This is a genomic window from Arcicella lustrica (genome assembly GCF_034930985.1).
GTDB classification, from domain to species: domain Bacteria; phylum Bacteroidota; class Bacteroidia; order Cytophagales; family Spirosomataceae; genus Arcicella; species Arcicella lustrica.
This window is the reverse complement of record NZ_JAYGIM010000013.1, coordinates 190,880-210,150: the sequence shown is the minus strand read 5'-3', so window position 1 is coordinate 210,150 and position 19,271 is coordinate 190,880. Positions and strand designations below refer to the sequence as shown.

Below are 19,271 nucleotides of genomic sequence, written 5' to 3'. Positions count from 1 at the left end.
TCAGCTATTTTAATTATGTTTTATTTCAACCATTAATGGTACAACACTGCCAGTAGTTGGCGTAGCGGGGGCATCATCCGCAACTGTTAAATTTCTGGTTGAATGTCCTTTTGTACTAAAAGCAACACGGCTTGAATCATAAGTAATTTTAGCTTTGTCAATCAATTTATTTCCTAACACAGCTTTGATTTTGGTACTTAAAGCACCCGTCATTCCATTCATTTTTTCGGCGATGGCTTTAGCATCTAGTTTTTCGGCAGCGTATAAAATCAAGAGATAATCAGTACCTTTTTGGTTATCTAACTTTATAACTTTAGTATCCGAAGGAAAAGCGATGATACTATTCGCTCCAACATGGGTTGAAGTATTATCATTAAAAGGTAAAATTCTATTTACTTGTCCAGTTAAATCTGTGGCAAAAGCATATACATAAGCTTCGGCATCTACATTCATATAAAAGCGAAAAGCCGTTCCACTTGTGTAGGCATTTGCCATTGAGTAAGCTACTAAATCTTCTTTTGGACCTTGAAATTCTTCTTCAACGGTTAAGTTTCTGGTAGAAGTTTTTCCAACAGCCATATTTTCGCCAGTATTAAGTTTGAACTCAATATTGCCACTTAAACTAAAAGTCTGTTCGGGCTTAGGCTGTGGTTTTGGGTCAGGATTTGGTTGGGGTTTTGGTGGTGTAGGTTGCACTTCAACAGGTACTGGCGTATCAGTTCCTCCAAAAACCTGAATTGCCATTACACACCATTTTGCATAATCTTGATATTTTATCCAGACATAACCATAGTCTGCCCAGTCGGTTCCCCAGCTATTGAGTACTCTGAATGCTCCGCCAGCTTTGTTATCGTCGTAACCCACAATTGCCATGGCGTGTCCATTATGTTTCCAATCATTCAAAGCTTCGTTGGGAGAAGGCTCCCAAACATCAGACTTTATCTTGAAAAAGGTTTCAGGCAAATTAAAACCAGTAGAAACAGGCGAACCTTCCAAGAGTGCTTTTTTGGTTAAATCAATTCTGGCTTGTTCGGGTTTGTCATACTCTTTAATACCAGCAGCATAGAGAATCGCAGCATCGGCAATGCGATATTTAATGGCTTCTTTAGATACTTCTGGCGTGATAGGCAAACCACATTTGTAGGGAACATTCTTCATCAATGCTTCGCCTTTTTCAATCATCGTAAGAATAGCAGTGATTGGATCTGCTCCATTTTGGCAGTCAGCATCATCTGCTTTCTTGATTTGTTCATACAAGAAAGTAGGAGAGAAGGCATATTTATTAATCAGTGCTTTATCGGTAAGGTTATGAGCTTTGGCATATAAAATAGTAGCAATGCCATAACCATTAGCAAATGCCACACAAGTACCATGATTACCTTGGTCGCCAGGTGTGGGACAATATTTTTCCAGCGAATGAGCCGTTGGCATTCCTCTAAAACTGCGTAAAGAAAGTTCTACTTTTTGCGGAGTAGCGGCAATCGTAGAAAGGTCGAAATTAGCACCAGTACCTTTTTTTTGCGAAAAGGCGTGATTGATTGTTGATGAGCAGAATGCTAAGAATACGATGAAGAAGTATCTCTTTTTCATGAAATGGAATGATTTGTTTTAAAAATAGAAGGCGATTAAATGCCAAGTTAAAGATGGGGAAAGTGAGAAGAGTAGGCAAATGGAATGAGTCCAGACTTATAAGTTTAGACATAAATAGCCTTTAAAGGTGTTTTAAAGGCTATTTACTTTTAATAAAGAGATGATTTACAAACAAAAAATCCCTTCCAGCAACTGAAAGGGATTTTTATGTATGAGTATTTTTATAAATCTTAGCAATTGCAAGATTTTACTTTTGCTTTCCAATTGATATAATATGCTGAAGCAATTAATAAAGCACCTAAGCTACCAGTGATAAATTCAAAACTTTCTCCTAACCAAAGTACTTCGATAAGTTTAATAAGTAAACTTCCATTCAAGAGTAAAAGGGGAATCGCATTGACGTGCTTTCTATAGTCTATCCACAAAATGATTCCTGCTAACAAAATACTTCCACCAATAAACCATAATTCCCAAGAATGGTCAGCAATTAAGCTTCCACCCAAAAATGGAATAAGCGTAATTAATACTGGAGTAGCTATGCAATGTATCGCACAAAGAATAGAAAGGTAAAAACCAACCTTCTCTATTTTTAACGTATGACGATGTGTATGTTCCATTGTTGTAATCATGTTGCAAAAATAATACAATGCAACGTCATTGCAAATAAAAGTTTTGTTTTTATTTTTTAGGGAGAATCATTCAAATTAATCTCTTACTTTTCGTAAAAGCAAAACGGTAACCCGAAAGAGTTACCGTTATATAATTTTCTGTACGACTTAGAAAGCCTTAGTACAATTTTATTCCGCTATCAATTTATCATAAACATCTTTTGATACTTCAAATACAGTTCCGTGACGAAGTCCTTTCGGAAAAACAGCTTTATCTGAAACATCTTCCCAAGTTTTGTAGTCTTTAGAACGAATAGCACCATACTTATGCTCTGTATATTTATCGAAATACACATAAGTATATTCTCCAATTTTTACACTTGTTGGTCCTTCAGCCCAATATTTTCCAGTGATTGGAGCAGATACTTCAGTTGGATATGGCCCTTCTGCTTTTTTAGAACGAGTAATTCTAATATTTTTTTCTGCTGGTTTTGGGTTTTCATTTTTCACAAACATATAAAACCATTTTCCATCTTTTAAAATCGTAGCATCAATCGCACTGAAAGTAGGATTGAAGAACATTTTAGTTTCACTGAAAGTCTTAAAATCACGAGTTTTCACATAATAAATTCGGTGATTCAAGCCTTTTTCACGCTCTGTTTCGCCAATTGCTGAGTGTCTTCCAGGAATGGTTGTAGCCCAAAAAATCAGGTAGTTTTTTGTCTTTTTATCATAGAATACTTCTGGAGCCCAAGAGTTTTTGGCAGTGGGTTCATGTTCCATTACAGGAATGGCTTGCTGTTCCGACCAATTGATTAGGTCTTTAGACGACGCATAACCAATAATTCTATCATTCCAACCACTTGTCCAAACCATTTTAAATTCGCCATCAGCTCCTTGAATAATACATGGGTCACGCATTAATTTATCTTTACCAACAGCGGGTTTTAAGAACGATTTTCCATTTTTTACTATATTCCAAGTTAAACCATCTGTACTTGAAGCGAAATGTAAACCGTCTTGTCCGTTATCAACGAAGTAAGAAAACAACAAAACTTTATCTTGAGCCTGTGTTTTAGAATAAACTATTGTAAAAAGGAGTACTAAACAAAAGATACTTTTTTTCATATTAGGTAATAATGCTAAAGGTTGTTAAAAAAGATTTTTTACTTGTTCAATCGTGAGGTTTTGGTAATCACTCAAAAATAATTTAATGTTCGAAAAAGCTTCAAATTCAGTTTTATCGTGTGTAGTTGTTAAGATAATTGTTTGACAACCCGCATTGACAGAAGTTTTAGCACCTGTTGGTGAATCTTCAAAAACGAGGCTTTTGTTCAATGAAACACCTAATTCTTTTGCCACTTTTTCAAATACTTCTGGATCTGGCTTGCCTTTATCGACTAAACCAGAATGTACGACTGACGAGAAGTAATGACGAATTCCTAAATTATCCAATACGAAATCTACATTTTCGGCGGGTGCTGCGCTGCCAATTCCTAATGGAATATTAGCTGCTTTTGCTTCGTCTAAAAATGCTTGAAGTCCATCAATTAAACGAAGTTCATCTTTAAATACTGCTCTATATTGCTCTTCTTTTTCAAAAGAAACTCGATAGCGTTCTTCTGGAGTAAAACGATTGGGAAATAATCTTTCAATAATTTCCTCATTTTTTCCGTGACAACGTTCTTTTACTTCTTCAAGGGTTAAGTCAAGTCCTAATTCTTTTAATTTTAATTGCCAAGCACGGTGATGAACCATCATATTATCCACCATTGTGCCATCCATATCGAAAATAAATGCCTGCATAATTGTCTTTTTACTGTAAATGATTAATATTTTTTGAGAAGAATTGAATGAAAATATAAATCGTGTAAACTTAACACGATTTATTGAGTTCCGCAAAACCTTGTATGTTTTTCAGAAAATGAAAAAGCAACAACGAAGGAGAATTTCCTCTGTTGTTGCTTTTTTCAATGTGTTAGCGGAAAGTATTAATTTCTACCTTTATAGGTTGGCTTGTCAATACTTGTGCTTCCATAAGCTGGGCAATTATTTTTTCTTGCACAAGATGCTAAAGACAAAACTGCCAAAAAACCAATGATGATGCTAGCTTTTTTCATGATTAAAATTTGTATGTAAGTAGTAGTAAAGCGTTACTCTTACGTTAAATTACGAAAAAAAGAAATAAATATTGTTTCGCAATTGATTAATTTACAAAGATTTACGAGTAAGGCTATCTGGTTTCGGTCATCAGATTTCGGATTTGAACAAAAAGCTAATCTGTGAAATGTATAGAGATTATCCTCTTTCATTTATAACGAGGGAATTAACTCCCACGTTAAAGATTTAGTATTTGTCTTTAGAATTCGAAATTAGTATTAACAAAATACTCCGCATTCCTCACTCAAAACTCCTCACTTAGAAAATCATTGTTCTACCATCGAAAGGTTTTCTGCCAAAGTCAATTCATCTTGGCTTAGGATAAATACTTTTTCTTCTTTGTCCTCTTTTTCTCCGTAGCCCAAAATCGTCATCATTCCTTCTTTGCCTTGTTCGTCGGCAAAAAGGCGAGTTGTGATTGTGCCATTTTCTAATCTGTCAACAATTACGTGTTTTGGAGCAGGAATTAAACAGTGTTGAATACCACCATAACCACCTAAAGATTCTTGATAAGCACCTGTGTGGAAGAAACCTACAAACTGGCGTTCTTGTCCTTCTTCAAAAATTGGTAAGTACAAATCTGAACTGTGAGCTTCGGTATTATAAAAATCCATCGAGTCGCAAGTAAGTCCACCTAAATTCACTTTTTGGTATGGACTTCCCCAGTTATTCACTGGCAACATGATGTATTTTTGGTTCATTCCCCACGAATCTGGCAACTGCGTAATGAAAGAACCATTAATCATGTACCACAATTCTTTATCGTTCTGTAATTTTTGGTCGATGATTTCGTATAAAACCGCACCACTTTCGCCAACCGTATAAGAACCAAATTCTGTAAACAAATTCGGAACAGGAACGTTACTTTTATTGCAAATCCATGAAATTGATTCAACGATTTCGTCAATCATTGCTTGATAATCATAATTGAATTGCAATGAAGTTTGGATTGGCAGACCGCCACCCAAGTCGATAGAGTCTAATTCAGGACAAACTTTTTTCAGTTCGCAATACTTATAAATAAAACGGCTCAATTCCGACCAATAATAGGCACTATCTTTAATACCTGTATTGATGAAAAAGTGTAACATTTTTAATTTATAGCGTTCGCTGTTTTGGATTTTGTTTTTGTACAAATCCATTACGTCAGAGTAACGCAAACCCAAACGAGAAGTATAAAAAGCAAAGTCAGGTTCTTCGTCTGTGGCGATTCTGATACCTAAATTTACGGTTTCAGTCGTCACAAATTTATCATAAAAGTCAATTTCTTTTAGGTTGTCTAAAATTGGAATGCAATTAAAACCTTCGTTGATTAACTCGCTGATATACTGTGTGTAAAGGGGTAATTTATAGCCGTTGCAAAGAATGTAATTCGACTTAGAAATCTTATTTTCTCGGTACAAATCACGAATTAATGAAATATCGAAAGCAGAAGATGTTTCAAGGTGCACATTGTGACTAAGAACCTCCTCAACAATAAACTTAAAATGGGAAGATTTTGTACAATAACAATAAGTATAATTCCCCTTATAGTTGTACTTTTTGATGGCGTTCTTAAACATCCTTTTGGCATTCTCGATATGCTCGCCAACTTTGGGTAAGTACGTAATTTTCAAGGGTGTACCATATTGCTGGATAATGTCCATAAGTGGAACATTATTGAACAAAAGTTCATTGTCTTGGTCTATGTTGAATTCCAAGGTTGGGAACTCAATGGTTTGGTCAATTAGGTCAATGTAATTTTTCATCCTACTGCGAAAAGCATAAATGCGGGGTTTTGATTAAAAATACTTATATCTTCGTGAAACTTAATCTCAGAAGTTTTATTTAGTAAAGATAAGTTTTCGTTGTTTACTATTAACGAAAAGCTACAATAAAAAGCGTGCAAAAGTGCAATAAAAGTATGACCTTTGCAAGCATAAAAATTGGATTTATTCTATATTTAACGTTCCGTTTTTAGAATTAGTTTCTACGGGGATTACTTTCCGTAAACAGGTTTCATGAAAAAAATACATTTTATTGCTATTGGAGGTGCTGCCATGCACAATTTAGCCATCGATTTACATAATAAAGGCTATCAAATAACAGGTTCGGATGATGAAATCTATGAGCCTTCAAGAACTTTGTTAGGCGAAAAAGGTTTACTTCCTGCCGAAATCGGTTGGTTTCCATCGAAAATTACTAGCGATTTAGATTGTGTAATTCTAGGAATGCACGCTCGTGTGGATAATCCAGAATTAGCCCAAGCCCAAGCATTAGGCGTGAAAATCTATTCATATCCCGAATTTATTTACAGCCAAAGCTTGCACAAGCAAAGAGTTGTCATTGCCGGAAGTCATGGAAAAACTACCATTACTTCTATGATTTTGCACGTGTTGAAGTATCACAAACGCAAGTTTGATTATATGGTTGGTGCTAGAATTGAAGGTTTTGATACGATGGCAAGTTTGTCGGATGCTCCTGTAATTGTGATTGAAGGGGATGAGTACCTGTCGTCGCCAATCGACCGCCAGCCTAAATTTTTGCATTATCACCCGCATGTAGTACTGATGTCTGGCATTGCTTGGGACCATATCAACGTTTATCCAGATTTCAACGATTACGTGCATCAATTTGAATTATTGGCTGATACTTTGCCAAAGGCAGGTAGTTTTATTTATGATGAAACGGATAAATTAGTCAACAAAATAGGAGAGAAGAACTTCGAGAGCGTTCGTAAGTTTCCATACAAAGCACATCCGCATAAAGTAAAAAATGGTAAAACATTCTTGATTTTACCTGATAAAAAGGAATTGGAAATTGAAGTATTCGGAGAACATAATCTAAAGAATCTGAATGGTGCGAAATTGGTACTTTCTCAAATCGGTATCGAAGAAGATGAATTTTACCAAGCTATTCCGTCTTTCAAAGGTGCAGCCAAACGTTTGGAGTTAGTGGCTGAAAATGATGAAACAATCATTTATAAAGACTTTGCTCATGCTCCTTCTAAAGTAGAGGCAACAACTAAGGCTGTAAAAGCACAATTCCCTAATCGTAAATTAGTGGCTTGTTTAGAATTGCATACTTTCAGTAGTTTGAATAAAGATTTCTTAGGAGAATATTCCAACAAATTGAATGCTGCTGATGTTGCTATTGTATATTTCAGCCCGAAAACCTTGGCACATAAAAAGTTGCCAGCCATTACGCCCGAAGACATTAAAAGCCATTTCAATAATCCGAATTTATTAGTCTTTACCGAAAGCGATTCACTCAAAGCCTTTTTATTAGCAGAGCGATGGCGTGGCTGTAATTTATTAATGATGTCGTCAGGTACTTTTGATGGACTTGACTTTAAAGAATTATCTCAAGGAATTTTACAATAAAAAATAAAACCTCACCCCCCGCCCCCCTCTCCTGTTGAGAGGGGGAGATACTCCCAAGTTTAAGCTCCCCCTCTCAACAGGAGAGGGGGCTGGGGGGTGAGGTTCAACCATACAATGAACCGTATTACAGCACTTTTTTCAGAAAAAAAGAATAATAATCTAAACGTTTATTTTACAGCAGGTTTTCCTAAAATCAATGATACAACATTGATTTTGAAATCTTTACAAGAAGGTGGAGCAGATTTAGTCGAAATCGGAATGCCTTATTCAGACCCTGTGGCGGATGGCGAAACCATTCAACAAGCTAACCAAGTAGCTTTGGATAATGGTATGACAGTAAAGCTTTTGTTTGAACAATTAGCAGGTATTCGTGAGCAAGGAATTACTGTACCCATTTTATTGATGGGTTATCTGAATCCTGTTTTGCAGTTTGGGGTAGAAGCTTTCTGTCAGAAATGCCAAGAAGTAGGTATTGATGGTTTGATTTTGCCAGACATGCCTGCAAGTGTTTATGAAGAAGAATACAAAGCAACTTTCGATAAATATGGTATTCTGAATATTTTCTTGATTACGCCACAAACGAGTGAAAGTAGAATCAGACATATCGACGAAATATCACATGGTTTTATTTACATGGTTTCGTCGGCAAGTACTACTGGGGCAAAATCTGGTATTTCAGATGTACAAGAAGAATATTTTGAAAGAGTAAATGCCATGAATTTGAAAAACCCAAGATTGATTGGTTTTGGTATTTCAGATAATGAAACCTTCAAAAAGGCTTCATCCCATTCAGCAGGAGCAATTATTGGTAGTGCCTTTATCAAAATGCTAAGTACCTCCACAGATTTAGATGGCGATACAAAAGCCTTTGTAAAAATGGTAAAAGGACAGTAATTCGGGTTTCCAACCCGAAAATAAAAAAGCGTTGAAAACCATTTGAAGTTTTCAACGCTTTTTTGTTTACCGAGTCTCAATAATGCCAAACCCTAATGTTGCATGCAGTTTTATCTTATTGTGTTGAGTTTTGTCATTATTGGAAAAATCTTGTCTTTATATTCTTTATACTCTAACTCTGAAACTCCCCAAAATCCTAGTTCTGGGTCATTTGAATGAGAGATTGAATTTTGATTTCTTCGTTTAAAAAAGTCACTAACTAGTAATATTTCCTTTACTTTAAATTTCTTCTCAATTAGTTTATTTCTAATTTCCAAAGCGTCTTGTTTAACTCCATTAAAATATGCAGCTTCTACTAAGTTTTGAAACTCATTAAGTAAGTGGTTAAAGGCAACATTATAAGAGTCGAGTCTTTCGTTTAAATGCCTTTGTTTGATTTGTTGCATTAGTGAAGTGTTTGCAACAAGGTTTAGTCTATTGCTATCATATATTGGCTGAAAATTTGTCAAACAAATATTATTGTCAAGCATTTTTAAAACCAATTTGGCGTACAAGTTTTTGGGTTGTCTTTCTTTAAAGTCTTCAACTATTTTAATGTAATCGTCTTTATATTTTTGTAAATCAGATTTTAATATCGTTTTTTCTTTTGGGTCTTTGTTACTTAAAAACTCTAATTGTAAAACAAATCTTTCAATTAGCATTAGTTTTTGATTGAGATTTCTTTTGTTTTCTCCTTCTTTCACAAGAAGGGAATGGAAGTAATCTCTACTAGCTTTTTCTAATGAAATTAAATGTAAGAATACTTTTAATTTGACTAGAACAAAGTCAAGTGAACTGTAGTCTAAAAAAAGTTTTTCATCTGAAATTAATTTCAAAGCTTCAGTGCTTTTACAATAATCTCTAACCTTTTCATTTATTAAAATTTGGTTTAAAAAATTTGCATCTCTTTTTTCAATTGTGAGTTTATCAAAACCCGAGAGCTGATTTTTTACTGTCTTAATAATATCTATGCAATCAGTAAATATTTCTTTTACAGATTTGCCTTCTGTTTGTTTTTCTTGGGCAATATCTTTTATCTGAACTGGCTCATATTCAATTTCGCTTGGACTTGTTGTACTTGAAAATGTTAGAAAATCATAATAGCTATCTAAATCATCAATTTTTGTTCTTGCACCCTTTTCACTACTAACACCTAAACTTAATTCATTACTTAAAAAATCTGAAATGTCATTTTCAATATCATAAATTAAATTTCTTGACGAAGTACTTTCATTTACTTTATCAACTTCATAAATTAAATAGAAATCATCAACATATCGGATATAAGAAATTTTAGGGTTATTGAGATAATTGTCAATTAAATATTGGTCGAATGGTGCAAAGTATACAGAACTTAAAAAACTTGAAACCAAGTTTTGAGAGGACACAGGAATTCCCAGATTGCCTTTCATTAAATACTTTAAATAAAATTCAATTGTTGCGATGGTATTCTCGTCATAACGCATTGCTTTCTTTGTAACTTTCGTTGCATTGTTATTAATAATTGAAAGTAATGTTCTATGATTTATTGTATAGAAGAATGATTTTATATCTACTGTAATTACATATTTTACTTTGTCATCTTCTGGTTTTGTAAACTCCTCTTTTTTAGTTAAAAATTCTTGATAGTCTTCATAATAGAAAATAGTTGATTTATCTGGTTCTTTATGATTTAGTTTTCCTCCATAAAAAACCTTCCCTCTTGATTTTGCTAAGATTGGTTCAAAATCACTTTGGTATTGGTTTAGAACCTCGTGCAGATAAAGCCCAATCGCATAATATATAATCAATGCTTGAAATGAAAGGAAGTGATAATTTCTAATTTTATATGCAGATTGTACACCTAAATAGTCAAATAAAAATAGTTCATTTTGAAAGTAGTAAAATACATCATTGCGAACTAATCTTTCATAAAAATCAGTAGCGTCAAAATTGTTACCAAAACCTTCTTGTCTATAAATTTTGAATTCTAAAGTATTATAGAGTGGACTGTCTTGGTCAATTTGTTTTTTTATTAGCTTATATGCTCTTTCAATGTGCTTTAATTCAAGAAAGTAACCAAGTGTATATTCTTTTTTCATTAAGATATTGTCATTATTATTTTGCAATTATTTATGGTGTCAGCAAAATTGCAGGCAACGAATATATAACCGCCATAAACTATAAAAAAAAATAGCCTGATGGGCAGTTATATTACATGTATCTGAATTTATTTAGTTTGTTCACACTTTTAAAACTAAGTATTTATTTCTAAATATCCAATCTGTTTTTATTTGGTTAAAATGTCACAAGGTTTTGTGCCATAGCTCGTGCTTCCACGAGTATTTTACCAGTTTATAATATGCAAATCAACGAAATATTGCCCGTGATGACACGGGCAAAGGCGTAGTGAATAACCATCGTCAAATTAGATATATGTCCATTACATTTAGTGAATAACCACCATCATTTAGATATACGTCTATTTCATTTAGTGAATAGCCATCATCATTTAGATATATGTCCATTACATTTAGTGAATAGTCATTATCATTTAGATATATGTCAATTTCATTTCGTGAATAGCCATCATCATTTAGATATATGTCTATTTCATTTAGTGAATAGTCATTATCATTTAGATATATGTTGTGCCGTTTCTCCTGTCTCGACGAGCTTAATAGGCAAATCCTTACTCATGGCATGACTTACAGTAATTTGTCAATTGAAAAACAATCCCATTAGTCATGCCATGAGTTGTTTATCTAAAAACAAAAAAGCGTTGAAAACTTCAAATGGTTTTCAACGCTTTTTATTTACCAAGCTATCGTAACAGCTCCTTGTTTTTTGAGTTTTCCTCTTTCTGGGAAGTATTCAGCCGTATAAGTAATTTCCCAAACGAATGAATCTGGCTTCAATAAAACGCCTTTATACTTGCCATCCCAAGGTTCGTCTGTGCGTTTTGAAGTATATAACAATTCGCCCCAACGATTATAAATTTTCAAATCAAAATCCCTGATATGTGCCGTGAATACTTGAAACGAATCATTTTGGAAGTCGCCATTTGGCGTAAAAATATCAGGTACTAAAATACTTGGTTCGCATCTATCCACGACGTTCGTACTTGCACGACTCGTACAGCCTAAAGTATTCGTTACTTCTACCGTATAAATTCCAATATTTGATACTGAAATCATTTGACTCGTTTGTCCACCCGGAAACCAACGATAGCTTTGTCCAGCACCAGAACCAGCATCAAGATTAATTGGCAACGCATCTGGCACGCACAATGGTACTTCAGATTTTAATGGAATAAATGGTGAAGGCAATAAACGAATCACAATATCATCTGTCGTTCTACAATTACCTAAATTGGCATTTAGAGTAAAACGTCCTTGTTGAGTAGGATAAATAATATTGGTTGTTTGTCCAGTATTCCAGCGATAAGTAACACCAGTTTCAAGATTTGTACCGATGAAATCTATGCCATTTCTACAAACATCTCTATCCGCACCTAAATCTACTTTGGGTGATTGTGAAATTTTAATCGTTCTAGCAACTTTACCAACACAACCATTTGCGCCAGTTAATTCATAACGAACATTATCATTTTGTGCCAATGACGGAGGAGTATAAAGCCCATTTGAACTAATATTTGAACCAAACCAAGTACCAGTTGCTGGACTAGCCGTAAATTGTACAGGGCGAGTTTCAGTACAAATTTCGTTTGGAACATTTACATTAATCACTGGAAGTGGCTTGAACGAAACCAAAGAATTAGCCTTACTGATACATTTTCCTGTAAAATCAATTACTGTAACTGAATAAATACCAGCCTGTGTTACATTAATGCTAGGCGTTGTTGCGCCAGTATTCCATAAAATTGAACCAGTAGTATTAACGGCTTGGAGGACAATTGTTTCTCCCAGACATTCAATTGGTGGTCTTGAAATAGTGGTTACTGTTCTTGGTCTTACTGCAATTATCAGTGGACTTTCAATGTGTTTACAACCCGAAGCATCTTCTAGTTCCAAAGTATATGTTCCAGCACCCAATCCATTTATTAAGTAATTTCCTGATGAAACCAATATTGAACCAACTGAACCACTTTTAATTGTCACATCTGGATTTCCATTAATCTTTAAATCAAAAGTAATTGGCTGAATGCCACTATTCGCATTCACTGTAAAAGCTATTGAGCCATCGTTCAATACATCACAATAAGTATCTGTTGGTCTTACTACGATATTAGGTTTGGTATTACCCAATGCCAATAAAGGAATATTGAAAGTAGTATCACAAGCAACTCTACTTTGGATGGTCACACGATAACTACCAGCATCCAAACCTCTAATGGAGTTTCTACTTTGTCCAGCGATAAGTACGCCATCTTTATACCAAACAAATGTGTAATTATCTGTTGGCGATAAACTCTGAATAGCAATTTGTCCATCTCTGATGTTACAATTACTTGGCAGCGTTTTATTGACTACAAAAGTTGGTTTGGGCAATGCACTAACCACAACTTGGTCCCTTACTTCACAATTGGTTGTACTTTCTTTAACGATTACAGAATAAGTTCCCGGACGAACTACTACGATACTTGGTGTGGTTTGTCCTGTATTCCATAAATAGGTACTTGTGGGGCTACTACCTGCATTGAGTGCCGATAAAGTAAAAGAAGAATTTTGGCAGATAGTTGTATCTGCAGGAAGATTAAATGGTTTTGCCGAAAAGAGATTTACCTTCACAGAATCTTCTGCAATACAACCATTTTTTTCTACAAACACTGTGTATTTCCCTGACCTTGTTGCTGTTAAAGTTCTCAGCGTATCTCTTGGCAAATAGCTACCGTCAATCAACCAAAAATAATGACTATCAGCAAGTGTATTTCCAGAATTTAACGTAGTTGTATTCTGGCAAAGATTGATATCATTGCCTAAATCTGCATTAGGAATGGCAAATATTTCAAACTCTTGCGGAGGAAGTAAAGAATCAGGTTTACATTTATTGCCCATGTTTACAAAAACATGGTATTTGCCAGGCGCAAGGAAAGTATAGGAAACTTGTAAGCCAGCATCTCCATCACCACCATTGACGGAATGAACGGGTGTTCCGACAGGGACGTATTCTCCCTTTGCGTTAGGTTGTGGTGCTGGTCCAGCATAAAATCGCCAATCAGTATGAGTATTTTTAAAAGTCTCTCCTTCGCAAAGATGATTGGTCTGGAAAGTAGAGGGAGAACCAAAACAAGTATCCGAAGCCATAATACCTACTCCAGAACCTCTTGTAATTACTACCGTTGTAGTCGTTGGTAAACCCAATTGACTGGTTTTTCCATTTAAACTAAAAGCATCTCTTTGATAGTAAGCTGTATCTATTTTTACTTTAGTGGCATTGGTATAAGAAACGGTATCATTCGGTAATTTTATCACACCCAACGTATCACTTCCTTGTACGGCTAAATAAATTCTTCCGTCTGGTCCTAATTGTACAGAACCATAATATTCTTTTTTAGAAGAATCTAAAGTGATTTTAGATTTCGCCAACGATACAGAATCTCCTTGCGTTAAATCATAACGCAATAAAGAAGAGTATGAACCTGGTTTTTTAATGGTATCCGCTTTCATCGTCACAAAGAGCGTTTTGCTATCTGGCGAAAACTCAACACCATAAACGGTTGGTGGGGCTGGTCCTAAATCAATTATTTTTTTATTCGTAATTGCACCTGTTGAATCTGCAAAATCATATAACTCCACAAGATTTCTTGTTCCACCAGGAATAGCGATGGCTAATTTTGTCGCATCTTGCGAAACCTTTAAATAGCCTTCTGCTTTTTCTGGAGAATCTATCGTTGAACCAATATTAATGGTTTTTGAAATAGAAATTCCATTTTTAGTAACACGATACATTCTATAAGTATTGTTACTATAATCATGAGAAATTACCCAATAAGTTGAGTCTTTTTTAACAAAAGTTGAGATTAGATTTTCGGTAGAAGAAACGTCATCTAAAGGTAAATTTTTGGCAATTACTTTCCCTTTCCCTTCATTCATTCGAATATCAACAATTGAATAGGTTAGTTTTTTTTGTCCATTAATTTCTGTCGTCGTAAAAATATAATAATAAGACTGGCAACCCTGACAACTAGGTTGTGGCACAATTACGGCAGATTGTGTTGAAAAGGAGCTTCCCTTCAAGGTATCAGTCGGAAATACGGCTTGCATTTCCGTCCCATCTTTATCATATACTTTTCGTCCGTCGGTATAAAAAAGTAAATTACCATTTTGGTCAGCTATGGATGAAACCCCTTCTACCGTATTTAATTTTCCTTCAGTATCAGCCGTAGCCGAGCCATTTGAAAATTTAATACCAGCATTATTACCGAAGTACCAAGAGGTTTCGGCAGGTTTTGGCGGCGGCGGAATACAAAGCTGAACATTGATTTTATTTTGAGCAGAACAGCCCGTGATAGAATCTGTTACTTGTACTGAATAACAGCTTGTAGTATCCGCAATGAGCGTTTGCGTACTATCGCCTTTTGGAAACCAACGATATTTATATTGTGGTTGAGCCCCTCCATTTGGATAAGGATTTAATACAATAGAACCGGGATTACAAATAGTGGTATCTTGCTGCGAAGGAGTTTGTCCCAAAAAGAAAGCTTGTGGTGGCGCAAAAATTTCAAATGTTTTGGTATAAGTAACAGGCACACCATTTTCAGTACGAACAAGGGTTACGGTTTTTGTACCCGGAGTAGTGTATAAGTGTGCTGGATTCCTTAAAGTAGAAGTATTTTTTAGGGTACTGGCAGGGTCACCAAAATCCCATCGCCAAGCTGTGGCTGGAGTAGCAACCAAATCTTTAAAAACGGTTGCAGCGGTCGTATCTGAACATTCTGATAAACAAGTTTTTGCTACACTGAATTGAGCATGAGCCGTATTTGACCAAGCCCATGTTAAAAAAACAAAGGTGATGAGCAAAAAAAATCGTTGTATGCTACTAATTCTAAACATTCTTTCGTTATAAAAAATGAAAATACTCTTTGCTTCCGATATAGACAGCTATTATACCTAAAAGGTTGGATGTTAAAATACTTATTAAAAATATTGATTTTAATGACAAAATCTTCTTTAAATTTAGGCTCTTCTACATTAACATAAACAAAACCATTTGCTCCGCCCATGAGTTTTTAAAAATGATTTTACAATAGAGGTATTGATTATATCAACGTAATTTAGGGGAATGTAGCGCTTTTTTTAACGAAATTTACTGTTTAAAATTATAGAAAACATTAAATAGTACAGATTCGTGTTGGGAAAGTACATTTTGAAGGCTAATTGTTTTTTGGATAAAAATATTTTACTAATATTTAACAGTATGATTAATCGCTGATGAAGATACTCATAACCATTCCTAATTCCATGTTAAAAAGAAGTTTTCTGTTGATATTGTTTATTATTTTATCTTGGCCTTTTGCAAAGGCTCAAGATCCACAATATTCACAGTTTTATGCAGCGCCCATGTTTTTAAATCCTGCTTTTGCGGGTTCTGCAAAAGCTCCTAGAGTGAGTTTAAATCATAGAAATCAATGGCCATCATTAAGCGCTAATTTTGTTACTTCATCGCTTTCTGCGGACTTGTATTTGGAGAAACTGAAAAGTGGCGTTGGCTTATTACTTACTTCCGACCGTCAGTTTACTAATTTAACTACGACTGATATTGGAGCTTTTTACTCTTACCACCTCAAAATAAGTGATGGTCTAAGAGCCAATTTAGGGGTTCAAGGGTCGTATGTAACCCGTGGCGTAAACTTTGCAGATTATACTTTTGGCGACCAAATTAATACTTATCTGACTACTGGAGCTTATCCACGTTACTCTTCCGACCAAATTTTACAAGGTGGAAATAATCTTACTCCACAATTGAAATATTGGGATTTTTCATCGGGCGCAATTGTTTATGGAGAACAATTTTGGGTTGGCGCATCTGTTCATCATATTAATCAGCCAAATCAATCTTTTTCAAATCAAAATGCAGTTTTACCTGTCAGAATTGGTATTCAAGCAGGGTTTAATATTCCTTTGGATGATTATATGTTAGGGAATAATTTAGGAGATGCTGTTGATAGAGAGAAAAGTATTACGCCCGTTGTTCATTATAGACGTCAGGGACAATCTGACCAATTAGATGTGGGAGCATACTTAACTTATTCGCCAATTGTCATTGGAGCTTGGTACAGAGGAATTCCGATAAAAACATATAAGAAAGATAACACAAGTATCATTAGTCACGATGCTTTAGTGTTTTTGGTCGGTTATCGACAAGATAATTTTTCAATTGGTTATAGCTACGATGCTACGATTTCAAGATTAAGTTCGACTGGTGGAGCGCATGAATTATCCCTTTCATATACTTTCAGCGATTTAATTCAACCGAAGCGAAATGTCCGTCCAAGAAAAGGCGAATTGAAATGTCCGAAGTTTTAACATAAAAAAGCCATCAAAAATTGATTTTAAACAATTTTGATGGCTTTTTGCTGAGAATAATGGTGAATTACTCTCCCAACTTCTTATAACGAATACGTTTTGGTGTTGCATCGTTACCTAAACGTTTTTTGCGATTTTCTTCATAATCAGAGAAGTTTCCTTCAAACCAATATACTTGCGAATTTCCTTCAAAAGCCAAAATGTGCGTTGCAATTCTATCTAAGAACCATCTATCATGGGAGATGACTACCGCACAACCTCCAAAGTTTTCAAGGGCTTCTTCTAAGGCACGCAAAGTATTGACGTCCAAATCGTTGGTAGGCTCATCTAGCAAAAGTAAGTTAGCACCTTCTTTCAACATCATCGCTAAGTGAACACGGTTACGTTCTCCACCTGAAAGGTTACCAATTTTCTTTTCTTGATCAGCTCCGTTGAAATTGAATTTACTTACATAAGCTCTAGCATTTACTTGTTTTCCGCCCAATAAAGTATGTTCTGTTCCACCAGAAATGGTTTCAAAAACAGATTTTTCACCTTTTAATTGGTTATGTTCTTGGTCAACATAAGCCATTTGAACGGTTTCGCCAACTTCAAATGTTCCTGCATCTGGCTGTGCTTGTCCAGTAATTAATTTAAACAATGTTGTTTTTCCCGCACCATTTGGTCCGATTACCCCAACAATACCCGCAGGTGGTAAAGAGAAAGTAAGATTATCAAACAATAACTTATCGCCATAAGCTTTCGTTACATTGTTTACTTCAATTACTTTATTTCCTAATCTTGGCCCAGCAGGAATGAATAATTCTAGTTTATCTTCTTTCTGACGGTTTTCTTCCGACATCAATTTATCGTAAGCTTCTAAACGTGCTTTAGATTTTGCCTGACGTGCTTTCGGTGCCATGCGTACCCATTCTAATTCACGTTGTAAAGTTTTCTGACGACGAGATTCCGTCTTTTCTTCTTGTGCTAAACGATTTTGTTTTTGCTCTAACCAAGAAGAATAATTTCCTTTCCAAGGAATACCTTCGCCTCTGTCTAATTCCAAAATCCATCCCGCTACGTTATCTAAGAAGTAACGGTCGTGAGTTACGGCAATTACCGTTCCTTTATATTGACGAAGATGTTCTTCTAACCATAATACAGATTCAGCATCTAAGTGGTTGGTTGGTTCATCTAATAACAATACGTCTGGCTCTTGTAATAACAAACGGCACAAAGCCACACGACGTTTTTCACCACCAGAAAGGTTGGCAACATTGGCATCAGAAGGAGGGCAACGCAAAGCGTCCATCGCTCTTTCTAAACGAGTATCCAATTCCCAAGCATTGAAGTGGTCAAGTTTTTCTTGTACTTCGCCTTGGCGTTCTAATAATTTATCAAAATCAGCATCTGGGTCGCCAAAAGCTTCGTTGATTTCATCAAATTCTTTCAATAAAGCTACAATTTCAGCAACACCTTCTTCTACAACTTCTTTTACGGTTTTTGTTGGGTCGAGTTCAGGTTCTTGTTCCAACATTCCTACAGAATAACCAGCCGAGAATACAATGTCGCCAGTGTAGCTTTTGTCTTTACCAGCAATGATTCTTAAAAGAGAAGATTTCCCTGAGCCATTTAGCCCTAATACGCCAATTTTTGCTCCGTAGAAAAATGATAAGTAAATATTTTTAAGTATTTGTTTTTGGGGTGGAACCGTTTTAGAAACACGTTCCATAGAAAAAATAATTGTTTCCTGACTCATTGGGTTAATTTATCGTTTAATATAATTAGTTGTCGTTTTATAAAAATTAATAGAATGATTTTGTTCTGAAAATAAAACCTTAATCATTCATTCAAAGATAGTATTTTTAATTAAAGCCTCCTTACCTTTCTTGTCTGGTAGTTTAATTATGAGGCCAAAATTCAATGAATTTCGGGTTGTAATGCTTTTAAAGATTTTTTTAATAAATAATTTAATGGTTTTGAGTGCAATTAATATTCAATTATCGTTTATTTTGGGCTTGATTTATGCGCTAAAATAAAAATTTACAGAATACATGGATTATGTGGATAAATCATTAGATTTTTTGCTGAAAATCAGTAAATTGCGGAAAATTTAGGTGTTAGAAGAGTTTTCATTTTCAAAATTTGTTAATTTTAGAATTTTGAAATTA

At 34.9% G+C, this 19,271-nt stretch carries 12 protein-coding genes; 3 read left to right on the top strand and 9 right to left on the bottom strand.

The features are described 5' to 3' along the window. Window positions 1-9: 9 nt before the first annotated feature. The 6 genes from VB798_RS17455 to VB798_RS17430 all read right to left on the bottom strand — a co-directional run bounded on the left by VB798_RS17455 (window position 10) and on the right by VB798_RS17430 (window position 6,106). Window positions 10-1,590: a C1 family peptidase gene (locus VB798_RS17455; protein ID WP_323260655.1), complete on the bottom strand. Its 1,581-nt coding sequence runs from the start codon at window positions 1,588-1,590 to the stop codon at window positions 10-12. Between the two features lie 230 nt (window positions 1,591-1,820). Beyond that, window positions 1,821-2,207, bottom strand: coding sequence for a MerC domain-containing protein (locus VB798_RS17450; RefSeq protein ID WP_323260653.1), 387 nt, complete (start codon window positions 2,205-2,207; stop codon window positions 1,821-1,823). A gap of 180 nt (window positions 2,208-2,387) precedes the next feature. Continuing rightward, window positions 2,388-3,326, bottom strand: a complete 939-nt coding sequence (locus tag VB798_RS17445; RefSeq protein WP_323260651.1) for a glycoside hydrolase family 43 protein — start codon at window positions 3,324-3,326, stop codon at window positions 2,388-2,390. Between the two features lie 24 nt (window positions 3,327-3,350). Continuing rightward, window positions 3,351-4,004 carry an HAD family hydrolase gene (locus VB798_RS17440; protein WP_323260649.1) on the bottom strand — a complete coding sequence of 218 codons (654 nt, stop codon included), beginning with the start codon at window positions 4,002-4,004 and terminating at the stop codon, window positions 3,351-3,353. 185 nt (window positions 4,005-4,189) lie between these two features. Further along, entirely contained in the window at window positions 4,190-4,318 is a 129-nt protein-coding gene (locus VB798_RS17435) for a hypothetical protein (RefSeq protein ID WP_323260648.1), read from the bottom strand. Window positions 4,319-4,624: 306 nt separating this feature from the next. Beyond that, window positions 4,625-6,106: a type III PLP-dependent enzyme domain-containing protein gene (locus tag VB798_RS17430; protein WP_323260646.1), complete on the bottom strand. Its 1,482-nt coding sequence runs from the start codon at window positions 6,104-6,106 to the stop codon at window positions 4,625-4,627. A gap of 252 nt (window positions 6,107-6,358) precedes the next feature. Here VB798_RS17430 and VB798_RS17425 point away from each other — a divergent pair, with 252 nt between their 5' ends. Both VB798_RS17425 and trpA read left to right on the top strand, forming a co-directional pair. Beyond that, on the top strand, window positions 6,359-7,720 hold the full coding sequence (locus VB798_RS17425; protein ID WP_323260645.1) for a UDP-N-acetylmuramate--L-alanine ligase: 1,362 nt from the start codon (window positions 6,359-6,361) through the stop codon (window positions 7,718-7,720). Between the two features lie 114 nt (window positions 7,721-7,834). Further along, window positions 7,835-8,614 carry a tryptophan synthase subunit alpha gene (gene trpA / locus VB798_RS17420; RefSeq protein ID WP_323260643.1) on the top strand — a complete coding sequence of 260 codons (780 nt, stop codon included), beginning with the start codon at window positions 7,835-7,837 and terminating at the stop codon, window positions 8,612-8,614. 110 nt (window positions 8,615-8,724) lie between these two features. Here trpA and VB798_RS17415 read toward each other — a convergent pair whose 3' ends face one another. Both VB798_RS17415 and VB798_RS17410 read right to left on the bottom strand, forming a co-directional pair. Further along, window positions 8,725-10,734, bottom strand: a complete 2,010-nt coding sequence (locus VB798_RS17415; protein ID WP_323260641.1) for a hypothetical protein — start codon at window positions 10,732-10,734, stop codon at window positions 8,725-8,727. 714 nt (window positions 10,735-11,448) lie between these two features. After that, window positions 11,449-15,615, bottom strand: a complete 4,167-nt coding sequence (locus VB798_RS17410) for a T9SS type B sorting domain-containing protein (protein WP_323260639.1) — start codon at window positions 15,613-15,615, stop codon at window positions 11,449-11,451. 411 nt (window positions 15,616-16,026) lie between these two features. Between VB798_RS17410 and VB798_RS17405 the strand changes: the two genes are divergently transcribed. Continuing rightward, entirely contained in the window at window positions 16,027-17,121 is a 1,095-nt protein-coding gene (locus VB798_RS17405; RefSeq protein ID WP_323260637.1) for a PorP/SprF family type IX secretion system membrane protein, read from the top strand. A gap of 67 nt (window positions 17,122-17,188) precedes the next feature. Here VB798_RS17405 and ettA read toward each other — a convergent pair whose 3' ends face one another. Then, entirely contained in the window at window positions 17,189-18,859 is a 1,671-nt protein-coding gene (ettA, locus tag VB798_RS17400) for an energy-dependent translational throttle protein EttA (protein WP_323260635.1), read from the bottom strand. Between the last annotated feature and the right edge of the window lie 412 nt (window positions 18,860-19,271).

What these genes read in the sequence shown, in the direction of transcription:
- VB798_RS17455 (WP_323260655.1), bottom strand. Translation starts at nt 1,590, where the DNA reads ATGAAAAAGAGATACTTCTTCATCGTATTCTTAGCATTCTGCTCATCA.
- VB798_RS17450 (WP_323260653.1), bottom strand. Translation starts at nt 2,207, where the DNA reads ATGGAACATACACATCGTCATACGTTAAAAATAGAGAAGGTTGGTTTT.
- VB798_RS17445 (WP_323260651.1), bottom strand. Translation starts at nt 3,326, where the DNA reads ATGAAAAAAAGTATCTTTTGTTTAGTACTCCTTTTTACAATAGTTTAT.
- VB798_RS17440 (WP_323260649.1), bottom strand. Translation starts at nt 4,004, where the DNA reads ATGCAGGCATTTATTTTCGATATGGATGGCACAATGGTGGATAATATG.
- VB798_RS17435 (WP_323260648.1), bottom strand. Translation starts at nt 4,318, where the DNA reads ATGAAAAAAGCTAGCATCATCATTGGTTTTTTGGCAGTTTTGTCTTTA.
- VB798_RS17430 (WP_323260646.1), bottom strand. Translation starts at nt 6,106, where the DNA reads ATGAAAAATTACATTGACCTAATTGACCAAACCATTGAGTTCCCAACC.
- VB798_RS17425 (WP_323260645.1), top strand. Translation starts at nt 6,359, where the DNA reads ATGAAAAAAATACATTTTATTGCTATTGGAGGTGCTGCCATGCACAAT.
- trpA (WP_323260643.1), top strand. Translation starts at nt 7,835, where the DNA reads ATGAACCGTATTACAGCACTTTTTTCAGAAAAAAAGAATAATAATCTA.
- VB798_RS17415 (WP_323260641.1), bottom strand. Translation starts at nt 10,734, where the DNA reads ATGAAAAAAGAATATACACTTGGTTACTTTCTTGAATTAAAGCACATT.
- VB798_RS17405 (WP_323260637.1), top strand. Translation starts at nt 16,027, where the DNA reads ATGAAGATACTCATAACCATTCCTAATTCCATGTTAAAAAGAAGTTTT.
- ettA (WP_323260635.1), bottom strand. Translation starts at nt 18,859, where the DNA reads ATGAGTCAGGAAACAATTATTTTTTCTATGGAACGTGTTTCTAAAACG.